Source organism: Desulfobacterales bacterium (genome assembly GCA_029211065.1).
Classification (GTDB): domain Bacteria; phylum Desulfobacterota; class Desulfobacteria; order Desulfobacterales; family JARGFK01; genus JARGFK01.
This window is the reverse complement of record JARGFK010000042.1, coordinates 20205-36858: the sequence shown is the minus strand read 5'-3', so window position 1 is coordinate 36858 and position 16654 is coordinate 20205. Positions and strand designations below refer to the sequence as shown.

Below are 16654 nucleotides of genomic sequence, written 5' to 3'. Positions count from 1 at the left end.
AGCAAAATAAGCACAATGAAAAGAATGTCACCGATGCTGTAATCGCCTTTAAACCCATGTGATTTAAAGGTTTGCTTGATTCGAGAATGGATGCAATTCAACCGTAAATAATGGTCGATCAAAGTCAATCCCGAGAAAGTCGTCATGTCCTGTCGAACAAAACTGATAGGTAGTATTTTGTTTCTTCTTGCAATCAAAGTTCGTTTTTTATATCTCATCTATACAAGCCTTTCAGAATATGGGTTTTTTGCGTTTGCTCAACTCATAAATATCCGTTTTTGAAAGGCTTTTCAAGTTTTAATTACTTCTATTTATGGATTTTTTCACTCATTTGAGGTAATAAAATAACTTGACATGTCCCATCCATCTATTATATTCCCTAAATACGATATGGAGATGGACGATGAAAGAATTCATAAAGGTAATGAAAGCGGTCTCGGACCCCACCCGGGTTAAGATACTGAAAATGGTGCAGCGCCGGGTCATGTGTGTTTGTGAAGTCCAGGCGGCATTAGGAACGGCGCAGTCAACGGCCAGCAAGCACCTGAAGATTCTCGAAGACGCTGGACTGATAACCTCCTTCAGAGATGGCACGTGGATGAATTACAATCTTGCGGATGGATCGCAAAGCCCTTATGCCGCCAGCATGATCGGCAATATCAAGCACTGGCTTGAGGGAGAACCAGAAATCATGGGTTTGATGAAAAAGCTGCCGGGAATTCGCAGAGAGGAGATCTGCAAGGGCTAAAATTTTTTACCCTTAATATAACATGATATCGCGATATATAATTATATGGGTTGCGGCATCAATGCGGGAGTCTGTTGGATGAAAGAGCGTTATAAATTGATTTTGATCATTGGGGTATTTCTGCTGGCTTATTATATTCCCTGGAGTCACCCCACCATCCGGCAATCCGGACTGGAAGCGTTCATGATGCTCCAGGAATATGCCAGGGAGCATGTATTGACCTGCCTGATCCCGGCTTTTTTTATTGCGGGCGCAATCGCTGTATTTGTTTCCCAAGCATCGGTTTTAAAATATTTCGGCGCCCAGGCCAAAAAGGTGCTTTCCTATTCGGTGGCCAGCGTGTCCGGAACCATCCTGGCGGTTTGTTCCTGCACGGTCCTGCCATTGTTTGCCGGTATTTACACGCGGGGCGCAGGGATCGGGCCGGCTACCGCTTTTCTTTATTCCGGCCCGGCGATCAATGTACTGGCCATCAGTCTGACGGCAAAGATTCTGGGCTGGCAGTTGGGTTTGGCGCGTGCCATAGGCGCTGTGTTCTTTGCGGTAATCACAGGCCTGCTGATGGCTTTTATTTTTCGAAAAGACGATGCCGCCCGCACCATGGGACCGATTTATGTGCCGGAAGCCGGAGCCAAAGAACGAACACTCGCACAGGATACGCTCTATATAGGTACGATGGTGTTGATCCTGATATTTGCGGCCTTTGCCAGGCCGGCTGCAGGATCCACCGGGTTATGGCCCGCCGTTTTTGCGGCAAAGTGGTATATCACTATAGCACTTCTGATCGTTCTGAGCTTCATGCTCAAAGCCTGGTTTACGGGCGATGAGCGTAAAAACTGGGTGGACTCCACCTGGGGATTCATGAAGCAGATTTTTCCGCTTCTGGTCGCCGGGGTACTGGTGGCAGGCTTCATGCTGGGGCGTCCCGGGCATCCGGCCTTGATACCCGATAGGTGGATTCAATCCCTGCTGGGCGGCAATTCCCTGTGGGCAAACCTGTTTGCCTCGGTTGCCGGCGCCCTCATGTATTTTGCGACGCTTACCGAAGTTCCGATTCTGCAAGGTCTTCTTGGCGCCGGGATGGGCAAAGGTCCGGCCCTGGCATTGCTGCTGGCCGGTCCGGCTCTCTCGCTGCCGAACATGCTGGTGATCGGCAGCATAATGGGCGTTAAAAAGACAGTTACCTTCTGCAGCATTATCGTCATCATGTCTACGATTGCCGGTATGCTTTACGGCAGTTTCGCCGGGTAAAGGGCCATGCTAAACAGAATCTTATGATGTCGGACAAATTATGATCGGCAGCCACTGGAGCGCCATCATCGGATATCGTCAGCGACTGAGGAGGTTCAATATGTCAGAGAAAAAAGAGGATATACTTAATAATTATAAAAATGTGTTACAACAGACCCAAGGCATTACTCAGAATGACGAAAAAGGATGAACAGATGGGTGAGTCTCCCCTCAGCCGGTAGTTGGCCGGCGCATGTTGAAATTTTCCGATGATACCCAGGTCGGTGTCATTGGGCTGGACGAGATCATGGCTGAACTTTACACCGAGGGCAGAAAGGCCTCCGATGAGACTGCCGAAGAGATCATCAACAGGCTAGAAGCAAGAAAGAATTATATCCCTTCGGCCGAGCGTGTCCGGAAAGAGTATGCGTATGTTCTGCTCAAGGAATACAGAAAATTCGTTATGGAACGGTCCGGTGGCAGCCGGTAGCGATGGGTGGGATGCGATAAAGAAAAAAGAACGGCCCCAAATAACTTAAATTGAAAGTAAATTTATGACGGATAAATATAAAATCCTTTTTTTATGTACCGGCAACTCCTGTCGCAGTCAGATGGCCGAAGCCTGGACCCGGCAGTTAAAAAACAACCAGTTTGAGGCTTATTCCGCCGGCGTTTCCCCCAAAGGCATTGATCCGCGGGCCGTCAAAGCCATGGCGGAAGTCGGCATCGATATCTCGGGGCAGACTTCCAAGGATATCGAAGCCGTTCGGCATCTGGGGTTTGCCTATGTCGTCACCCTGTGTGACAATGCCAATGAGTCCTGCCCCTTTTTCCCGGGGAAAACCCGGCGGATTTACCGTGGATTTGATGATCCGCCCAGGCTGTCCGCGGATGCGAAAACCGAAGCTGAAAAGCTGGCTCCTTACCGTCGGGTAAGGGACGAAATTCGAAAGTTCGTTGAAAAATTACCTGAAATACTTAATGAAGAAAGCAAGGGTTAACACCTGCACAATATCAATAAAACGTTAACGTAAAAGGAGAAAAAAATGGATATTAGGATATTGGGGCCGGGATGCCCCAGATGCAAACAGACCGAAAAAATTGTTTTGGAAGCGGTTGCCGAAAGAGGCGTGAACGCCCAGGTTGAGAAGGTGACCGATATGATGAAGATTGCCGGTTACGGGGTGTTCGGCACACCGGCGGTTGTGGTGAATGGCGAGGTAAAGTGCGTGGGTAAAATACCCTCCAAGGAAGAGGTGAAAGGGTGGATCAAAAAATAATTGTGGCCGGTCGGATACCGCGTGACGAATGATGATTAATAACGCTGTTATTTTTATCGCCGTTTCGATCGTTTTGACGTTCGTTTCTTTTATGCTAGACAAGAAAAAAACGATCGCGGGACTCAGAAAAGGATTGAAAATGTTTAAAGGAATTGCCGTTCCTTTTCTGAATATTCTCATATTGGTAAGTCTTGCCTTGTATTTGATTCCGCAAACTTTAATCATCAAATATTTAGGTGTTGATTCCGGAATATGGGGGCTGACACTTGCGGCGGTTATTGGTTCAATTGCTGCAATACCTGGTTTTATATCTTATCCGATTGCCGCAACACTCATCGGGCAAGGCGCTACTTACACCACGGTGGCAACCTTTATGACAACCTTGATGATGGTCGGAATAGTCACATTCCCGCTGGAAGCCAAATATTTTGGAAAAAAAGTGGCGGCTTTGCGAAACGGTTCAAATTTTATTGCTGCGATAATTATCGGTCTATTCATTGGTTTGATTTTATGAATAATTTACTAACAAAACATAAACAATATATCTGGCTGGCGTCTTATCTGGCGGCGACCGTCCTTTCTTTTCTCTTGGGCTTTGATCCGGGCAAGGTGGTTTTCAGCAATTTCACCCACTTTTTCATAGAGATGATAACGTTCATTCCGTTTTTATTTATCATCGTCGGCCTGTTGGATGTCTGGTTTCCCAGGGAAAAAATTGAAAGACACATCGGACAGGACTCCGGAATCAAAGGAATATTTTTGATGGTCATTTTGGCCATGCTGCAAGCCGGACCGATTTATGTTGCCTTTCCGGTCGCCTATATTCTTCATAAAAAAGGCGCCAGCATTAAAAATGTATTTATTTATCTCGGTGCTTTTTCATCGGTTAAAATACCGATGCTGGGGATGGAGATCGGTTATCTGGGCGTTCGGTTTACTCTGGCGCGAACTTTGGTTGCATTGCCTTTGTTTGTCGCCATCGGCTATTTCATGGAGTGGTATCTAAAGGATAAGAATTTCGGGATTAATAATTTGTAAACAGAAAGTTACTATAGGGAGGATGCATGTCTGAAGATTGCTGTACCCCGAATGGAAATGTAATGATTCTTTCCTGTTCCGGCGGATCAAACGTCGGCCAGTTGAGCAATAGGGCGGCCGTTGAACTCACCTTGGAAGGTTTCCGCAAGATGTTTTGCCTGGCCGGCGTCGGCGGACATTTGAGCGGCTTTGTGCAGTCGGCAAAGGATATCCCTGCGATGGTAGCTATCGACGGGTGCCCGGTGGGCTGCGCCAAGGCGATTTTAGATCATGCCGAGATACCTATTAAAAACTATGTCCTCATTACGGATCTTGCCATTGAAAAGAACAAGGATTTCAACCTTAAGGATGAAGATGTCCGTAAAGTAAAGGACGCAGTTCGCAGAGCATACATCAACAGAACCGTTCCACCGATCTGCTGCTGAAATGAATTTGCGGAGAATCCAAACCAGGATAGCAGTTATTTCGCTTATCGGCTGTTTATTTCTATCTTCCTTCTCAAGCTTCCACTTGGAGGTGCATGCCCAGGATTTCAGCAGCTTACCTCCCAAGGGGATGGCGACCATGATCGATCTGGGCGCAGATTCCTGCGTCCCCTGCAAATTGATGGCGCCGATCTTAAAAAAACTTGAAAAGGAATTCAGCGGCAGGGTCGCCATCATCTTTATTGATGTTTGGAAACATAAGGATCAGGCCAGACGCTTCGGCATACGGGCCATTCCGACTCAGATTTTTTTTGACAAGGACGGAAAAGAGGTTTACCGGAACCTCGGGTTTATGAGTGAAAAGGCCATCGTAGCCCAGCTAAAAAAGATGGGAATCAAATAAACAGTTAGGGGATTTTATGATCTTAGCAATTGAAACCTTCTCAAATTCTTATAAATTTTATCAGCGGTGTTTCTTTATTGCAGTTTTATTCTCCCTTTGGGTCACCTTCATGCCTTCACTTGCAACGGCAAACTCTTCGGCCGTTGAAAAAGTATATCCCGGCCTGGCATCAGGCATTCTTAAAGCGGCCCGGCTGGATAACCTCAGTTCCGGCAGGCTGCTCTCCGCCGACGGGTTCGAGATTTTACAAACCTGGGCGGATAAGACCATCAAGGGGATTCCGGAGGAGATGCGAAAAGAGGCTGCGGGAAGTCTCTTTTTTCTGCTGGAGCAGGAAGTCACGCGCCGGGTGATCCTGTGGGATGCAAAGGCGGCCGGCATCCCTAAGAAAGATCAAACAGAAGACCAGGTCATCCAGTCGTTTTTAAGTCGGAAAGTCGCCGGGATTACGGTTGCGGAAAAAGAGGTGAAATCGTTTTATGATGAAAACAAGGAAATGGTCGGAGGGCTGCCGTTTGATCAGGTTAAGGAAAGCATCCAGGCATTTCTGATACAGCAAAAACAGCAGGATGCCGTCTTTGATTACGTAAAAAATCTGGAGAACCTGAAGGACATCCGGATCGATGCGGATTGGGTAAAAAAGCAGAACGTTCTTGCCCGGGATAATCCGGTGGATCGGGCGCGGCATTCCGAAAAACCGACGATGGTGGAATTCGGCGCCACCGGTTGCGTTCCCTGCGATATGATGCAGCCGATTCTGGACAAATTAAAAAAAACCATGGCCAGCGATTGAACGTGGTTTTTGTCAATGTGCGGGAAAATCAAATCCTGGGCGCCCGCTTCGGAATTCGTTCCATCCCGGTTCAAGTCTTTTATGACCGCTCAGGCCGGGAGACCTTTCGGCATGTCGGCTTTTTCGCCGAAGCCGAAGTCAACAAGCAGCTTGAAAAGTTGGGGCTGAAGTAAATTTGCATAGATTCGAAAGGAGACGACAATGAAAGAACTGGAAATCGAATGGAAGCATCTGGACGTGGACGGCAGAACCTGCGACCGCTGTGCCGGAACCGGCGAAGAGATTCGTGGGTTCATCCATCGTCTGCACGAGGAGTGTGCAGCCCGGGATGTCCATATCACATTAAAGGAAGTCAAGCTGACGGATAAAGAGATTCCGGAGTCAAACCGCATTTTCATAAACGGGATTCCGCTGGAGGAAATTATTCCGGAAACCGCCGTTTCCCAAAATGATTGTCCTTCCTGCAGCGATCTGCTCGGCAGTTCGACCTGCTGCCGGACCATCATTCACTCGGGGATAGAGTATGAGACGATACCGAAAAAATTGATCCGGGAAGCGGTCTGTAAGATTGCTCAATGTTGCTGAGATATAAGTATCCTCTCCAAATTATACATGAAGACGCAGGTCTTATGCAGCCTGTCATTCCGGGCTTGATTCGGAATCCAGCGGTGCCGCCGGGCGCAAAAAGCCCGGATTGAACAAAAATGAAACTTTTTACATGAAGTTTCATACGAGAAAAATTGGATTCCTGCTTTCGCAGGAATGACGAGATTTACCATGTTTAATGTCGTTATTTGTTGATACTCCTTATAGAGTTAACAAAGATACCATTGAAAAGGAAGACCGGCTTGCTCGAAACGATATTTTTAAATGTTAACGGCTGGATGGTAAGCGGTTCATACCTTGCCGCCGTTGGGTGTTTTTTGTGGGGAATGATCAGTGTGTTGTTCAGCCCCTGCCATTTGGCTTCGATTCCGCTGATTGTGGCGTACGTAGGCGGACAACAGCAAGCGCTAAGGCCAAAAGAAGCTGGCATCTATGCGGCGATGTTTACGCTGGGTCTTTTTATTACTATTGCTGTAATCGGCATCATATGTGTCCTTTTAGGTCGAATGCTGGGGGACATCGGTAACTACTGGCAGGTTTTAATCGGTGCGGTATTGATTTGGGTGGCCATGGGGATGATCGGGGTTCAGGCATGCTCCATGTCCGGGTCGCTGCTTTACCGTCTCAACCTGCGGGGAATTTACGGCGCCTTTAGATTGGGCTTGGCTTACGGAGTGTTTTCCGGATCCTGCACCTTCGGGTTCATCGCGCCGATGCTAGCCATCGTCACAGTCCAGCAAAAAGTCCTGACAGGCATTCTGATGATTGTGCTGTTTGCACTGGGGCATTGTCTGCCTATTGTTGCCGCCGGCAGTTCCACGGCCCTGGTCCGCAAACTGACGGAAAACAGCTCCTGGCAGGGAGCGGGCAACTGGTTTCGCAGGGGCGCCGGTGTGGTTATCGGACTTTTGGGCGTCTATTTCCTATTGAATCCATTTATTGTCGTGTAAATAAATATCGCTGACAAGGAGGGAAAATATGGCTGAAATCAAACGGCTGTCCTTTTTAGATCGCTTTCTTACCCTGTGGATCTTTCTGGCCATGTTCGTGGGGGTGTTCTGGGGATATTTTTTTCCCGGCGTGCGAAACGTGATCAATTATTTTCAGGTGGATACCACCAACATTCCCATTGCCATCGGATTGATCCTGATGATGTATCCGCCCCTGGCCAAGGTTAAATACGAGCAGCTGGGACAGGTCTTTCGTAACTTTAAGGTCCTTTTGCTTTCGTTGGTCCAGAACTGGGTCATCGGTCCCATCCTGATGTTTCTCTTGGCGATTGCCTTTCTTTCAGGGCATCATGAGTACATGGTGGGGCTGATCCTGATCGGCCTGGCCCGCTGCATTGCCATGGTGATTGTCTGGAACGATCTCGCTTCCGGCGATACGGAATACTGTGCCGGGTTGGTGGCGTTTAACTCCATTTTCCAGGTTTTGTTCTTTTCCATTTACGCTTGGATTTTTATTACGATTGTACCGCAATGGCTGGGTCTTGAAGGGGCTGTGGTGGATATCTCCATCGGCCAGATCGCTGAAAGTGTTTTTATATACTTGGGCATCCCCTTTTTCGCCGGCATCATCTCCCGGGTGATCGGTCTGAAAACAAAAGGCCGGGAGTGGTATGAAAAAAAGTTCATTCCCAAGATCAGCCCGATTACGTTGATTGCGCTACTCTTTACTATCCTGGTGATGTTTTCACTCAAGGGGGAATATATCGTCCAGTTGCCGTTTGACGTTGTCCGTGTAGCCATTCCGCTGTGCATCTATTTTTTTGTGATGTTTTTCGTTTCTTTTTTTCTTTCAATGAAAGCCGGCGCGACTTACGAGCAGTCCACGACGCTGAGCTTTACGGCAGCATCCAACAATTTCGAGTTGGCCATTGCCGTGGCTGTAGCGGTATTCGGCATCGATTCCGGCCAGGCTTTTGCCGCGGTAATCGGACCGCTGGTGGAAGTGCCGGTTCTGATCAGTCTGGTTAACGTGGCGCTCTGGTTCAAACGCAAATACTTCCCTTACGCTGTTGATACGCCCACCGGGGTATGCCATGTTACCTGCAAGCCATAGTGAGGTTATTTTATGCTCCTTGAATCGTACCGGCTGGAAATATTCAATTCGGAATGCAACCCGGGTGCGATGACCGTACATTGTTTTGCACACCTGAACCAGGATGTTTCCGGAGCGCTTCCATACCTGAACAGCGTTCTGGGTGGTTTTGAATATATCAAGGCTCCGCCGTCGGTTACTTTCCGGACGCAGGGTAAACTGATCACGGTGTGCGGGAGCAAAATCGCCATCAATTGTAATTAGATGATGAAATCCTTCAAATTATTTCATAAATGGCGCCAGGCACTTTGGCAGATACCGGCAATACTCATTGTGACCGGCATGCTGGCCCTTTCAGTCAACAGCTTGCGCAAAGCGCCGTTGCCGCTTATTGGGGATTGGTCTGTTGGTACGCAGATGACCACCGTCAGCGGCGAACGTCTGGACATATCGATCGTTGATGCGGCTAAACTTTTTCGAGAGAAGGCCGCAGTTTTTATCGATGCCCGTTCTGCAGCTTATTATGAAAAGGGTCATATCCAGGGAGCGCTGAATTTGCCCTGGCAGGATGTCGATCGCCTTTTTCTATCGATTACGGCGGACCTGCTTCCGGGAACCCCGATTGTCACCTATTGTGATGGAGAAGGATGTAACCTGAGTCATGACCTGGCTGTCTTCCTGCGGGATATGGGATTTGAAAATGTCAAGGTTCTGGCGGGGGGCTGGACTGCCTGGAAGAATGCCAATCTGCCGGTTGACGAAAAGAATACAGTTTCATTTTAGGGACATAAGGATGAAACAAGAAGAAGGATTTAAAAAAAAGAGCATATGGACATGGGAGGCGGTTCTTTTTCATGCGAGTCGACTGTTTCTGGGCGGAATCCTGATATATGCCGGCTTTGAAAAAATCCCTGCTCCGGGTCTGTTTGCCAAAGCGGTTTATGAGTATCAGATCTTGCCGGATGTCCTGATAAACCTGACGGCCCTGGTGCTGCCCTGGCTTGAGCTGGCTCTGGGTATTTTACTGATTGTTGGAATCTGGCTGCCTGGTGCTGTGCTTCTCAGCAGCCTGCTGCTGCTGACATTCAGCGGAATTCTGATTTTCAATATGGCCAGGGGGCTCAATATCAGTTGTGGGTGCTTTTCCACGGAACCTTCAACGGATCCGATATCCTGGTGGACGGTGATGAGGGACACTTCTTTTCTGGTTCCGGCATTCTATCTGCTGTTTGCAAACCGGGCGGAAAAACAGGGGAGTGAATAGAGAAAAGGGGAAGGGAAACGATGATATCAACACGCCTTGTCTTTGTGATCAGCTTCAGATCGGAGGGAAGCGCCAGTTACGCCCTGGTGAGATCCGACGTTCCTGAAACCAGGCCTGGGATGGCCGGGGCAATTTTCTGCGGCTGATTAAAGGGAGGAACCATGATGAAACGGTATGTGAAAACTTTTCAGCGACTACTGTTTGGCCTGATGTTGTTACCTTTTCTACTCGACCCGGTTTATGGGCAGTGTCCGACGCCGGAAGCGGTGCGTAAAGGGATTGCCAATTTCGCCGCCAAAGGCGTCCAGATAATCGCCGTACGGCCGACCGCCTATGCCGAAATTTGCGAGGTTCACGTTCGCCTGCAAAACCGGAACCAGATATTTTATGCCGGTTCCAAGGGCGAATTTTTCCTGATGGGGCAGTTGTACGACGCTTCCAGCGGTCGTAATCTGACCCGGAGCACCCTTGAAACCCTCACGCGATTTTCCCCTGAAGAAATGGTTCTGTTAAATGACCTGACGGCCTTTTCAATTGGAAATTCGGGGAAAACGATCTATTTCGCCACCGATCCGCAATGTTCTTACTGCAAAGAAGGCGCGGAAATTTTGAAAAAAATAGTTTCAAGCGGAGCGGTCCATGTAAAGTTTCTGTTGTTTCCCTTATCTTCACACAAGGGTGCCAGGGAGCAGTCCATTTCCGTTATCTGCGACGGCAAATCGCTGCCGGAATTTGAAAGCGGCTACCGTTCCGATAATCAATGTTCGGATGGGATTATGAAAATTGAAAAGACCGGCAAATTGCTGAGAGACAAAGGGATCAGCGGGACGCCGACATACATTTTTTCCGATGGCAGCTTCCACAGCGGTCTTATCAAGGAAGGGGAACTACGCAGTCGTCTCGGGCTGCGTATCTCGAATAAGGTAGAGTAAAGAACGGCGGGTAATAAACAGTAGCGAGATATGATGGCCACAGAACATGGAATGCGGCTTGACCCTACAGAACTTCTTGGTATATTATAAATATTCATCAAGGCGTTTATGATGATGTTTCTTTTTGCTAAGAAAGGAAAACCCATGGGCATTATGACTTTTCCCTATAAACGGGTTCACCTGATCTGGCTCGTGATTTTATCGATGCTGGTTTTTTCGCAGGGCTGCGGCAGTGACACCGATAGCGCCGTGGTTGATTTTTCCAAAACCGTAGCGGTTAAACGGCCCGGTGAGGGCATGCCTGAGAATGGCATTTTAAGAGTGTCGGTAGGCGCCATGATTTCGCCCAAACCCACGTTTGTATATTACCGTCAACTACTGGATTATATCGGCGCTAAATTGGGCCTGGAAGCCCAACTTGTTCAGCGCAAAACCTATGAGGAGACTAATCAGCTTTTCGCCAAAGGGCAGATTGATCTGGCTTTCCTCTGCTCCGGTCCCTATACCACCGGCAAAGAGAAATACGGTTTTGAAGCCCTGGCCGTACCTCAGATACGGGGAAAGCCTTTCTATCAATCGTATTTGATCGTCAACAAAGACAGCCGGTTTCATACCCTTGAGGATCTCAGGGGCCGGGCCTTTGCGTTTACGGACCCGGATTCTAATACCGGCAGACTGGTGCCCATTTACTGGCTGCTGCAGATGGGGGAAAGGCCGGAGTCTTTTTTTAAGAATATCAACTATACCTACGGTCACGACAATTCGATCCTGGCCGTGGCAAAGGCACTGGTGGACGGGGCCGCGGTAGATAGCCTTATTTGGGAATACTACAACCAACGCGATCCCATCCATGCATCCAAAACCCGGATTATCAAACGATCAGAGTTTTTTGGGAGTCCTCCCGTGGTTGTTTCCGCAGCCCTGCCGGTTCAACAAAAAGAGCATATCCGGAAATTGCTTTTTACCATGCACCAAGATCCTAAGGGTAAAAAGATTTTAAATGAACTGATGATCGAACAATTTGTAGCGCCCAAGGATGAATGGTATGATAGCATTTTTAGGATGAAACAAGACCTGCACTTGCTGGAGACGAAACCCCATGCGACTGAGAAGCCTTAGAAGTAAATTGCTGGCAGCGGTTTCTGCGCTGGTTATTATCAGCAGCATAATGATTTCCCTGCTGGTTACGCATCGCTATAGCAGAAGCCTCTATCAGGCTGAAACAGCCCAGGCTGAAAATGTTGCACACAGCGTTGCTCTTGAAGCCGCTGATATACTTCTCATCAACGATCTGGTAACGCTTCAAAAAATGCTGGAACACCATATCAGCAGCAATCCCGCCGTAGCTTACCTTTTTATTGTTAGAAGCGGTCAGGTAATAACTCATACCTTTACCGATGGTTTCCCGACCGAACTGATGACTGCCACTGATGCACTTCAAGACGGCCAGGTCCAATTTAAAAAAATTGTTTCTACTAAAGGGGATCGCTACCTGGATATTGCCTGGCCGATTTTTGAAGGAAAGGCGGGGGTCCTGCGCCTCGGTCTTTCGGAAAAGCCTTACCGAAACCAGGTGACCAAATTGTGGTTTCAAATGGGTATATTGACACTGGGAATACTTTTGCTGGCACTTTTGGTGAGTTTTCTTTTTATCCGGCGATTTACCGAACCCTTGGCAGCCTTGTCCGAAGCTGTTGAAAATATTGATGAACACCAACTGAATTTAAATCTTGAACATGAGGGCCATGAAGAAGTCGTTAAGTTGACTTCTTCGTTTAACCGTATGATTTCCCGGATTAGAGAATATACCCGGCGTTTGGAAGAAAAGACAATTGAACTGGATCGGGCCCATCGTCAAACGAGAAGCTGCTTTTCGATCGTTCAGGAAATCGGAGCCCTACCCAACTTAAAAGATATCAGTGCCTATCTGATCGACAAATTTCAAGAAATTTTGGACTGCCGACATATGCAACTGATCATATTTTCAGTTAGCCGTGAAGCTGTTTTTGTTTTATCTGAGGGAGACGCCAGTTATTTGCGTGCTGATCTTTTTAAACCGATGATTGACAGCTTAAAGAATGTACATGGCATCAGCTTTATCAACAAAAACAATTTCAGGCCGCCGGTTGTTTCGGTTGATTTCCAAACCGCAGAGCGAGTCGCTGTTTTTCCGCTCCATCATGAGGGGCAGCTGCTGGGGGCGATGTTTGTGGGTTGCCCCATCAATTTCGAGGACCGCAGCAAAGAGATCGAGCTGCTTGACCTGATTTTGAACCAGGCCTCTGGTGCAATCAAACGCGCCGCCTTACAGGAGGAAGAAATTCGAGCGCTTCAACACCGCATCGAAAACACAGCTGAATACTGCGGTATTATTGGCAAAAACCCAGAAATGCAGGGAATTTATAAGCTCATTGAGGATGTGGCCCCAACGGATGCAACCGTTCTGATACAGGGAGAAAGCGGTACCGGTAAAGAAATGGTCGCCAATGCGATTCATTGGAACAGCCTGCGGAAGGACAAACCCTTTGTCGTGATTAATTGTTCCGCTTATCCGGCCACGCTTTTGGAAAGTGAAATTTTTGGGCATGAAAAAGGCGCTTTCACCGGCGCGGTCCGGCAAAAGCAGGGCCGCTTTGAACAGGCCGACGGCGGCACGGTTTTTTTGGATGAAGTCGGTGAGATTCCACCTTCGGCTCAAATCAAGCTGCTCCGGGTTTTGCAGACTCAAAAATTCGAACGGTTGGGCGGGGAACAAACCTTAAGTGTGAATGTGCGCATTCTTGCGGCAACCAATAAAGATCTTCTGAAGGAGGTTAAAAACGGTACGTTTCGTGAAGATCTGTATTACCGTTTGAATGTAATCCCGATCACGCTGCCGCTTCTCAAAAAGCGACCGAATGACATCCCGCTGTTATCCAATCATTTCCTGCGTCGGTTCGCTGCCGAGCAGGATAAAAATCTGAAAGGATTTAATTCTGAAGCCATGCGTGTTCTGCTGGATTATCCCTGGCCGGGCAATGTCCGCGAACTGGAAAACAGCATTGAACATGCTGTTGTGCTAGCAAAAAGCGAGCAGGTCGAAGTTTCTGATTTGCCGCAATTTATTCGGAATGCAGACAGGACGTCCCAATCAGTGGCCGCCCCCGAAACCCCGACCATTTTTGAAAATGAAAAAAAATTGCTTGAGGAAGCCCTTGAAACCAGCAATTGGAACAAGAAAGAGACCGCCCAGCGACTGGGGATCAGCCGCAACACCCTTTACAATAAAATTAAAAAATATCAAATTACAAACACCAAGCCCACTTTTCATTAGGATGGCTATTTGCCTGATATCCACAGATCGGGGGCGATAATAGTCTAATTTTGGACTCAAATCAGTGGGTTCCCTCTCATTTTTTCTTATCGACTCAACTACTGCTGATTAAACCTTACAGGTGCAACAACAGGGCAAATTGTGCGTATTGAGATGTCTTTATAGCAATTTGTGTCCTGATTTTGCACACACCTAATATTTTGTTATTTAACAGAATATTAATAATGACGAATTTCATGTCAATATTTTACGCACAAACGAAAAAACATAATTTGAAAATGTCGACCGCCATCATCAATCATAAAAAAATAAAATTATTATCCGGCCTTTTTTATAATTATATTTTAATTTATCTCAATACGTTAAGAGAACCCAAGCCTTTAGATCGCATCAAAATACCGCTGTGTATTACCCCATCCCCAATGTTGGCATTCAATTTGCTGTAACATTATATGATATACAGGTTTTTCTAAGTTTAGGGATAGTTTCAAGATACACAATATTCTCAGGTTGCGGTTAGGTTTGCGTAATAACCTTTCGGTTAAATTTATCTAAACAATTTAAATCCTTATCAAGATATGGCTATCACGCATAAAGGATTAACTGTTGACGGCTCTCAGTCTGACAAAAAAAACAGTCGTGTTCGACAATGATCAAAGTCAATGTTTGGCCTTATGCAATCTGTTGGAAGGCCGGGACTATCAAACGGTTCCGGTCTATTTGTTATCGGACCTGAACTCTTTGCTCCAGAAAAAAAGCTGTCTGGTGGTCATCATTGACCTTGATACCGTCTCTCTGGACAACCGGACGATTCGGGACCTTACCAAAAAATACCCCGAGGTATATTTTCTCTGCATGTCGTCGGAACGATTTCATCCGGAGTTAAAGGAAGCTATCTGTTACCACATTTACGCGTGTATTAATAAGCCGGTTGATATGGACGAACTTATATATTGGCTAAGGAGTATTTACGAAGATGAGGCTGAAGTACATGTACCAAAAGAAGTGTAGTTGGCGGACATGGTTCATTTCCATTGTTATGCTCGTAGTGGTAAACCTGGCACTCAGCGGTTCAGTGTTTGCAATGGATCAAGCGGCTAAATCCTTAACCGAACTTCCCGCCCCTGATCTTCCTCAGCCGCAATTTTTTTGTGGTTACTGCCACGTCTTAACTTACCCGGGGATTGTCAATAAAGGCTATGAACTCTGGAAGAAAGGCAAACATAATAAATACGGGTGTGTGGAGTGCCATTACCCACCCGGTAAAGCCGGTAGGCTGGGGGTGACGCCGACAGCAGGCAATGAATCAAAAATTAAACACATTCCAATTAAAGATCTCATTAAAGAACCGCCGGCCCATTTTTCCTATTTGCAGCTTGGCGGCGAGGTTGTCAGGACCCGGCCCCGGGTCGTCGATGCCAGCTGCATGACGGCCAATTGCCACGGCAACCCCAAGGATGAGTTCAAGACCAAGAAGATAAAGTTTACCGATAAAGTCAGCTTTGTCCACAAGCCCCACCTGGAAAAAAAGAACCAGATTGAAGGTCAGGCAATCAATTGCACTTCCTGTCATCAGCATGAAACCGATCAGAAAAAGTTTGAGGTGAGTCAGGCCGCCTGTCATCAGTGTCATTTCACCAACGTCAAATTTAACGAAGGTCGGGGCCGATGTGAACTTTGCCACGCACTACCTGAAAAGCCCATCCAGACTTCCGGGGAGAAGCCGATTACCCATGAGATGCTAAAAAAAGCCAATGTTTCCTGCTCAAGCTGCCACATTGAGATGATACAGGCCTCAGGCGGGGGCAGGTACGAGGCCTTTTTTGAGAAAGGAGAGCTTAAAACTACGCTGGTTTTGGGCGCTGGACGGATAAAAAATGAAGCCTGTCTCGCTTGTCATGACCAGGCCAAAGCGCTGAAAGAAGTGAAGAACAAAAAGCTGATGCATGAAAAGCACGTGACGACTAAAAACGCCCGCTGTTTTGAATGCCACCGGCCGATCATGCACACAAAGGCCAATTTAGAACGGCCCCTAGATAGCCAGCCCGAGCGCATCAGTTGCGAGGCCTGTCATTTTAGTCCCCATCGCTTGCAGCGGCTTTTGGTTTCCGGTCCAAAGATCGAGGGTGTCTTGAAGACACCGGATTTCATGTATAAAGTGGGAACCAACTGTCTGGGTTGCCACGTGGAGCGGAAGCACACTGAAAAAGGCGCCAAAGTCATGACCGCATCGGGCAAGACCTGCGTCAAATGTCACACCAAGGATCACGAAAAAATGCTCAAGGAGTGGAAGACAGAGCTTGTCAAAAACATCAAGGAAGCCAGGGAGATCGAGCAGGAGGCGCTGGAAACACTTGCCAAGTATAAGTCCAGGCTTACGAATGACAAACTGGCCAAGGCAAACCAGATACTTAAGCAAGGCCTTGATATTATAGACATTGTCCAACACGGCAACGGTGTTCATAACAAGAAGTATTCCATTATGCTTATTGATGCGGCCATAGGCTTTTTCGATGATATGATCGCTTATACCGAAGAAGGTAAATAATTCGTAACGAAAGTTAAGGGGACACTATGGA

22 protein-coding genes are annotated in these 16654 nt (G+C 47.4%); all 22 read left to right on the top strand.

The genetic code is table 11. From position 1 onward, the window contains the following. Positions 1-403: 403 nt before the first annotated feature. A complete protein-coding gene (locus P1P89_11190) occupies positions 404-748 on the top strand; it encodes a metalloregulator ArsR/SmtB family transcription factor (protein ID MDF1592070.1) in 345 nt (114 codons plus the stop codon). A gap of 78 nt (positions 749-826) precedes the next feature. Further along, a complete protein-coding gene (locus tag P1P89_11185; protein MDF1592069.1) occupies positions 827-1999 on the top strand; it encodes a permease in 1173 nt (390 codons plus the stop codon). Positions 2000-2231: 232 nt separating this feature from the next. Continuing rightward, positions 2232-2468, top strand: a complete 237-nt coding sequence (locus P1P89_11180; GenBank protein MDF1592068.1) for a hypothetical protein — start codon at positions 2232-2234, stop codon at positions 2466-2468. A gap of 64 nt (positions 2469-2532) precedes the next feature. Then, positions 2533-2979 (top strand): arsenate reductase ArsC, encoded by a 447-nt coding sequence (locus P1P89_11175; GenBank protein ID MDF1592067.1) that lies wholly within the window; start codon positions 2533-2535, stop codon positions 2977-2979. A 45-nt stretch (positions 2980-3024) separates the two neighbouring features. Then, positions 3025-3258 (top strand): thioredoxin family protein, encoded by a 234-nt coding sequence (locus P1P89_11170; GenBank protein MDF1592066.1) that lies wholly within the window; start codon positions 3025-3027, stop codon positions 3256-3258. Positions 3259-3286: 28 nt separating this feature from the next. Beyond that, a complete protein-coding gene (locus P1P89_11165; GenBank protein ID MDF1592065.1) occupies positions 3287-3772 on the top strand; it encodes a hypothetical protein in 486 nt (161 codons plus the stop codon). Then, entirely contained in the window at positions 3769-4296 is a 528-nt protein-coding gene (locus tag P1P89_11160; GenBank protein MDF1592064.1) for a permease, read from the top strand. Before P1P89_11165 ends, P1P89_11160 begins: the two co-directional genes overlap by 4 nt. 26 nt (positions 4297-4322) lie before the next feature. After that, the gene (locus P1P89_11155) at positions 4323-4721 is read left to right on the top strand and encodes a putative zinc-binding protein (protein MDF1592063.1); all 399 of its coding nucleotides are present in this window, start codon (positions 4323-4325) and stop codon (positions 4719-4721) included. 1 nt (position 4722) lies between these two features. Further along, complete coding sequence (locus P1P89_11150; protein MDF1592062.1) at positions 4723-5124, top strand: thioredoxin family protein; 402 nt, start codon at positions 4723-4725, stop codon at positions 5122-5124. 109 nt (positions 5125-5233) lie between these two features. Further along, entirely contained in the window at positions 5234-5917 is a 684-nt protein-coding gene (locus P1P89_11145) for a thioredoxin family protein (protein ID MDF1592061.1), read from the top strand. Then, entirely contained in the window at positions 5914-6090 is a 177-nt protein-coding gene (locus tag P1P89_11140) for a thioredoxin family protein (GenBank protein ID MDF1592060.1), read from the top strand. The genes P1P89_11145 and P1P89_11140 overlap by 4 nt, the downstream gene beginning before the upstream one ends. 28 nt (positions 6091-6118) lie before the next feature. Further along, on the top strand, positions 6119-6502 hold the full coding sequence (locus tag P1P89_11135) for a DUF2703 domain-containing protein (GenBank protein ID MDF1592059.1): 384 nt from the start codon (positions 6119-6121) through the stop codon (positions 6500-6502). 263 nt (positions 6503-6765) lie between these two features. Then, positions 6766-7473: a cytochrome c biogenesis protein CcdA gene (locus P1P89_11130; protein MDF1592058.1), complete on the top strand. Its 708-nt coding sequence runs from the start codon at positions 6766-6768 to the stop codon at positions 7471-7473. A 28-nt stretch (positions 7474-7501) separates the two neighbouring features. Beyond that, positions 7502-8587, top strand: coding sequence for an ACR3 family arsenite efflux transporter (gene arsB / locus P1P89_11125; GenBank protein ID MDF1592057.1), 1086 nt, complete (start codon positions 7502-7504; stop codon positions 8585-8587). Between the two features lie 12 nt (positions 8588-8599). Then, positions 8600-8830 (top strand): hypothetical protein, encoded by a 231-nt coding sequence (locus P1P89_11120; GenBank protein ID MDF1592056.1) that lies wholly within the window; start codon positions 8600-8602, stop codon positions 8828-8830. Then, entirely contained in the window at positions 8831-9349 is a 519-nt protein-coding gene (locus tag P1P89_11115; GenBank protein MDF1592055.1) for a rhodanese-like domain-containing protein, read from the top strand. Positions 9350-9359: 10 nt separating this feature from the next. Beyond that, positions 9360-9830: a DoxX family membrane protein gene (locus P1P89_11110; GenBank protein ID MDF1592054.1), complete on the top strand. Its 471-nt coding sequence runs from the start codon at positions 9360-9362 to the stop codon at positions 9828-9830. A gap of 161 nt (positions 9831-9991) precedes the next feature. Next, positions 9992-10762: a DsbC family protein gene (locus P1P89_11105; protein ID MDF1592053.1), complete on the top strand. Its 771-nt coding sequence runs from the start codon at positions 9992-9994 to the stop codon at positions 10760-10762. Positions 10763-10906: 144 nt separating this feature from the next. Then, a complete protein-coding gene (gene phnD, locus P1P89_11100) occupies positions 10907-11881 on the top strand; it encodes a phosphate/phosphite/phosphonate ABC transporter substrate-binding protein (protein ID MDF1592052.1) in 975 nt (324 codons plus the stop codon). Continuing rightward, positions 11862-14075: a sigma 54-interacting transcriptional regulator gene (locus P1P89_11095; GenBank protein MDF1592051.1), complete on the top strand. Its 2214-nt coding sequence runs from the start codon at positions 11862-11864 to the stop codon at positions 14073-14075. Before phnD ends, P1P89_11095 begins: the two co-directional genes overlap by 20 nt. Before the next feature lie 606 nt (positions 14076-14681). Beyond that, positions 14682-15086 (top strand): hypothetical protein, encoded by a 405-nt coding sequence (locus P1P89_11090; protein ID MDF1592050.1) that lies wholly within the window; start codon positions 14682-14684, stop codon positions 15084-15086. After that, positions 15052-16623 (top strand): multiheme c-type cytochrome, encoded by a 1572-nt coding sequence (locus P1P89_11085; protein MDF1592049.1) that lies wholly within the window; start codon positions 15052-15054, stop codon positions 16621-16623. The genes P1P89_11090 and P1P89_11085 overlap by 35 nt, the downstream gene beginning before the upstream one ends. Positions 16624-16654: the final 31 nt, after the last annotated feature.

Coding starts and splice junctions, on each gene's coding strand:
- P1P89_11190 (MDF1592070.1), top strand. CDS start 404: ATGAAAGAATTCATAAAGGTAATGAAAGCGGTCTCGGACCCCACCCGG.
- P1P89_11185 (MDF1592069.1), top strand. CDS start 827: ATGAAAGAGCGTTATAAATTGATTTTGATCATTGGGGTATTTCTGCTG.
- P1P89_11180 (MDF1592068.1), top strand. CDS start 2,232: ATGTTGAAATTTTCCGATGATACCCAGGTCGGTGTCATTGGGCTGGAC.
- P1P89_11175 (MDF1592067.1), top strand. CDS start 2,533: ATGACGGATAAATATAAAATCCTTTTTTTATGTACCGGCAACTCCTGT.
- P1P89_11170 (MDF1592066.1), top strand. CDS start 3,025: ATGGATATTAGGATATTGGGGCCGGGATGCCCCAGATGCAAACAGACC.
- P1P89_11165 (MDF1592065.1), top strand. CDS start 3,287: ATGATGATTAATAACGCTGTTATTTTTATCGCCGTTTCGATCGTTTTG.
- P1P89_11160 (MDF1592064.1), top strand. CDS start 3,769: ATGAATAATTTACTAACAAAACATAAACAATATATCTGGCTGGCGTCT.
- P1P89_11155 (MDF1592063.1), top strand. CDS start 4,323: ATGTCTGAAGATTGCTGTACCCCGAATGGAAATGTAATGATTCTTTCC.
- P1P89_11150 (MDF1592062.1), top strand. CDS start 4,723: ATGAATTTGCGGAGAATCCAAACCAGGATAGCAGTTATTTCGCTTATC.
- P1P89_11145 (MDF1592061.1), top strand. CDS start 5,234: ATGCCTTCACTTGCAACGGCAAACTCTTCGGCCGTTGAAAAAGTATAT.
- P1P89_11135 (MDF1592059.1), top strand. CDS start 6,119: ATGAAAGAACTGGAAATCGAATGGAAGCATCTGGACGTGGACGGCAGA.
- arsB (MDF1592057.1), top strand. CDS start 7,502: ATGGCTGAAATCAAACGGCTGTCCTTTTTAGATCGCTTTCTTACCCTG.
- P1P89_11120 (MDF1592056.1), top strand. CDS start 8,600: ATGCTCCTTGAATCGTACCGGCTGGAAATATTCAATTCGGAATGCAAC.
- P1P89_11115 (MDF1592055.1), top strand. CDS start 8,831: ATGATGAAATCCTTCAAATTATTTCATAAATGGCGCCAGGCACTTTGG.
- P1P89_11110 (MDF1592054.1), top strand. CDS start 9,360: ATGAAACAAGAAGAAGGATTTAAAAAAAAGAGCATATGGACATGGGAG.
- P1P89_11105 (MDF1592053.1), top strand. CDS start 9,992: ATGATGAAACGGTATGTGAAAACTTTTCAGCGACTACTGTTTGGCCTG.
- phnD (MDF1592052.1), top strand. CDS start 10,907: ATGGGCATTATGACTTTTCCCTATAAACGGGTTCACCTGATCTGGCTC.
- P1P89_11095 (MDF1592051.1), top strand. CDS start 11,862: ATGCGACTGAGAAGCCTTAGAAGTAAATTGCTGGCAGCGGTTTCTGCG.
- P1P89_11085 (MDF1592049.1), top strand. CDS start 15,052: ATGAGGCTGAAGTACATGTACCAAAAGAAGTGTAGTTGGCGGACATGG.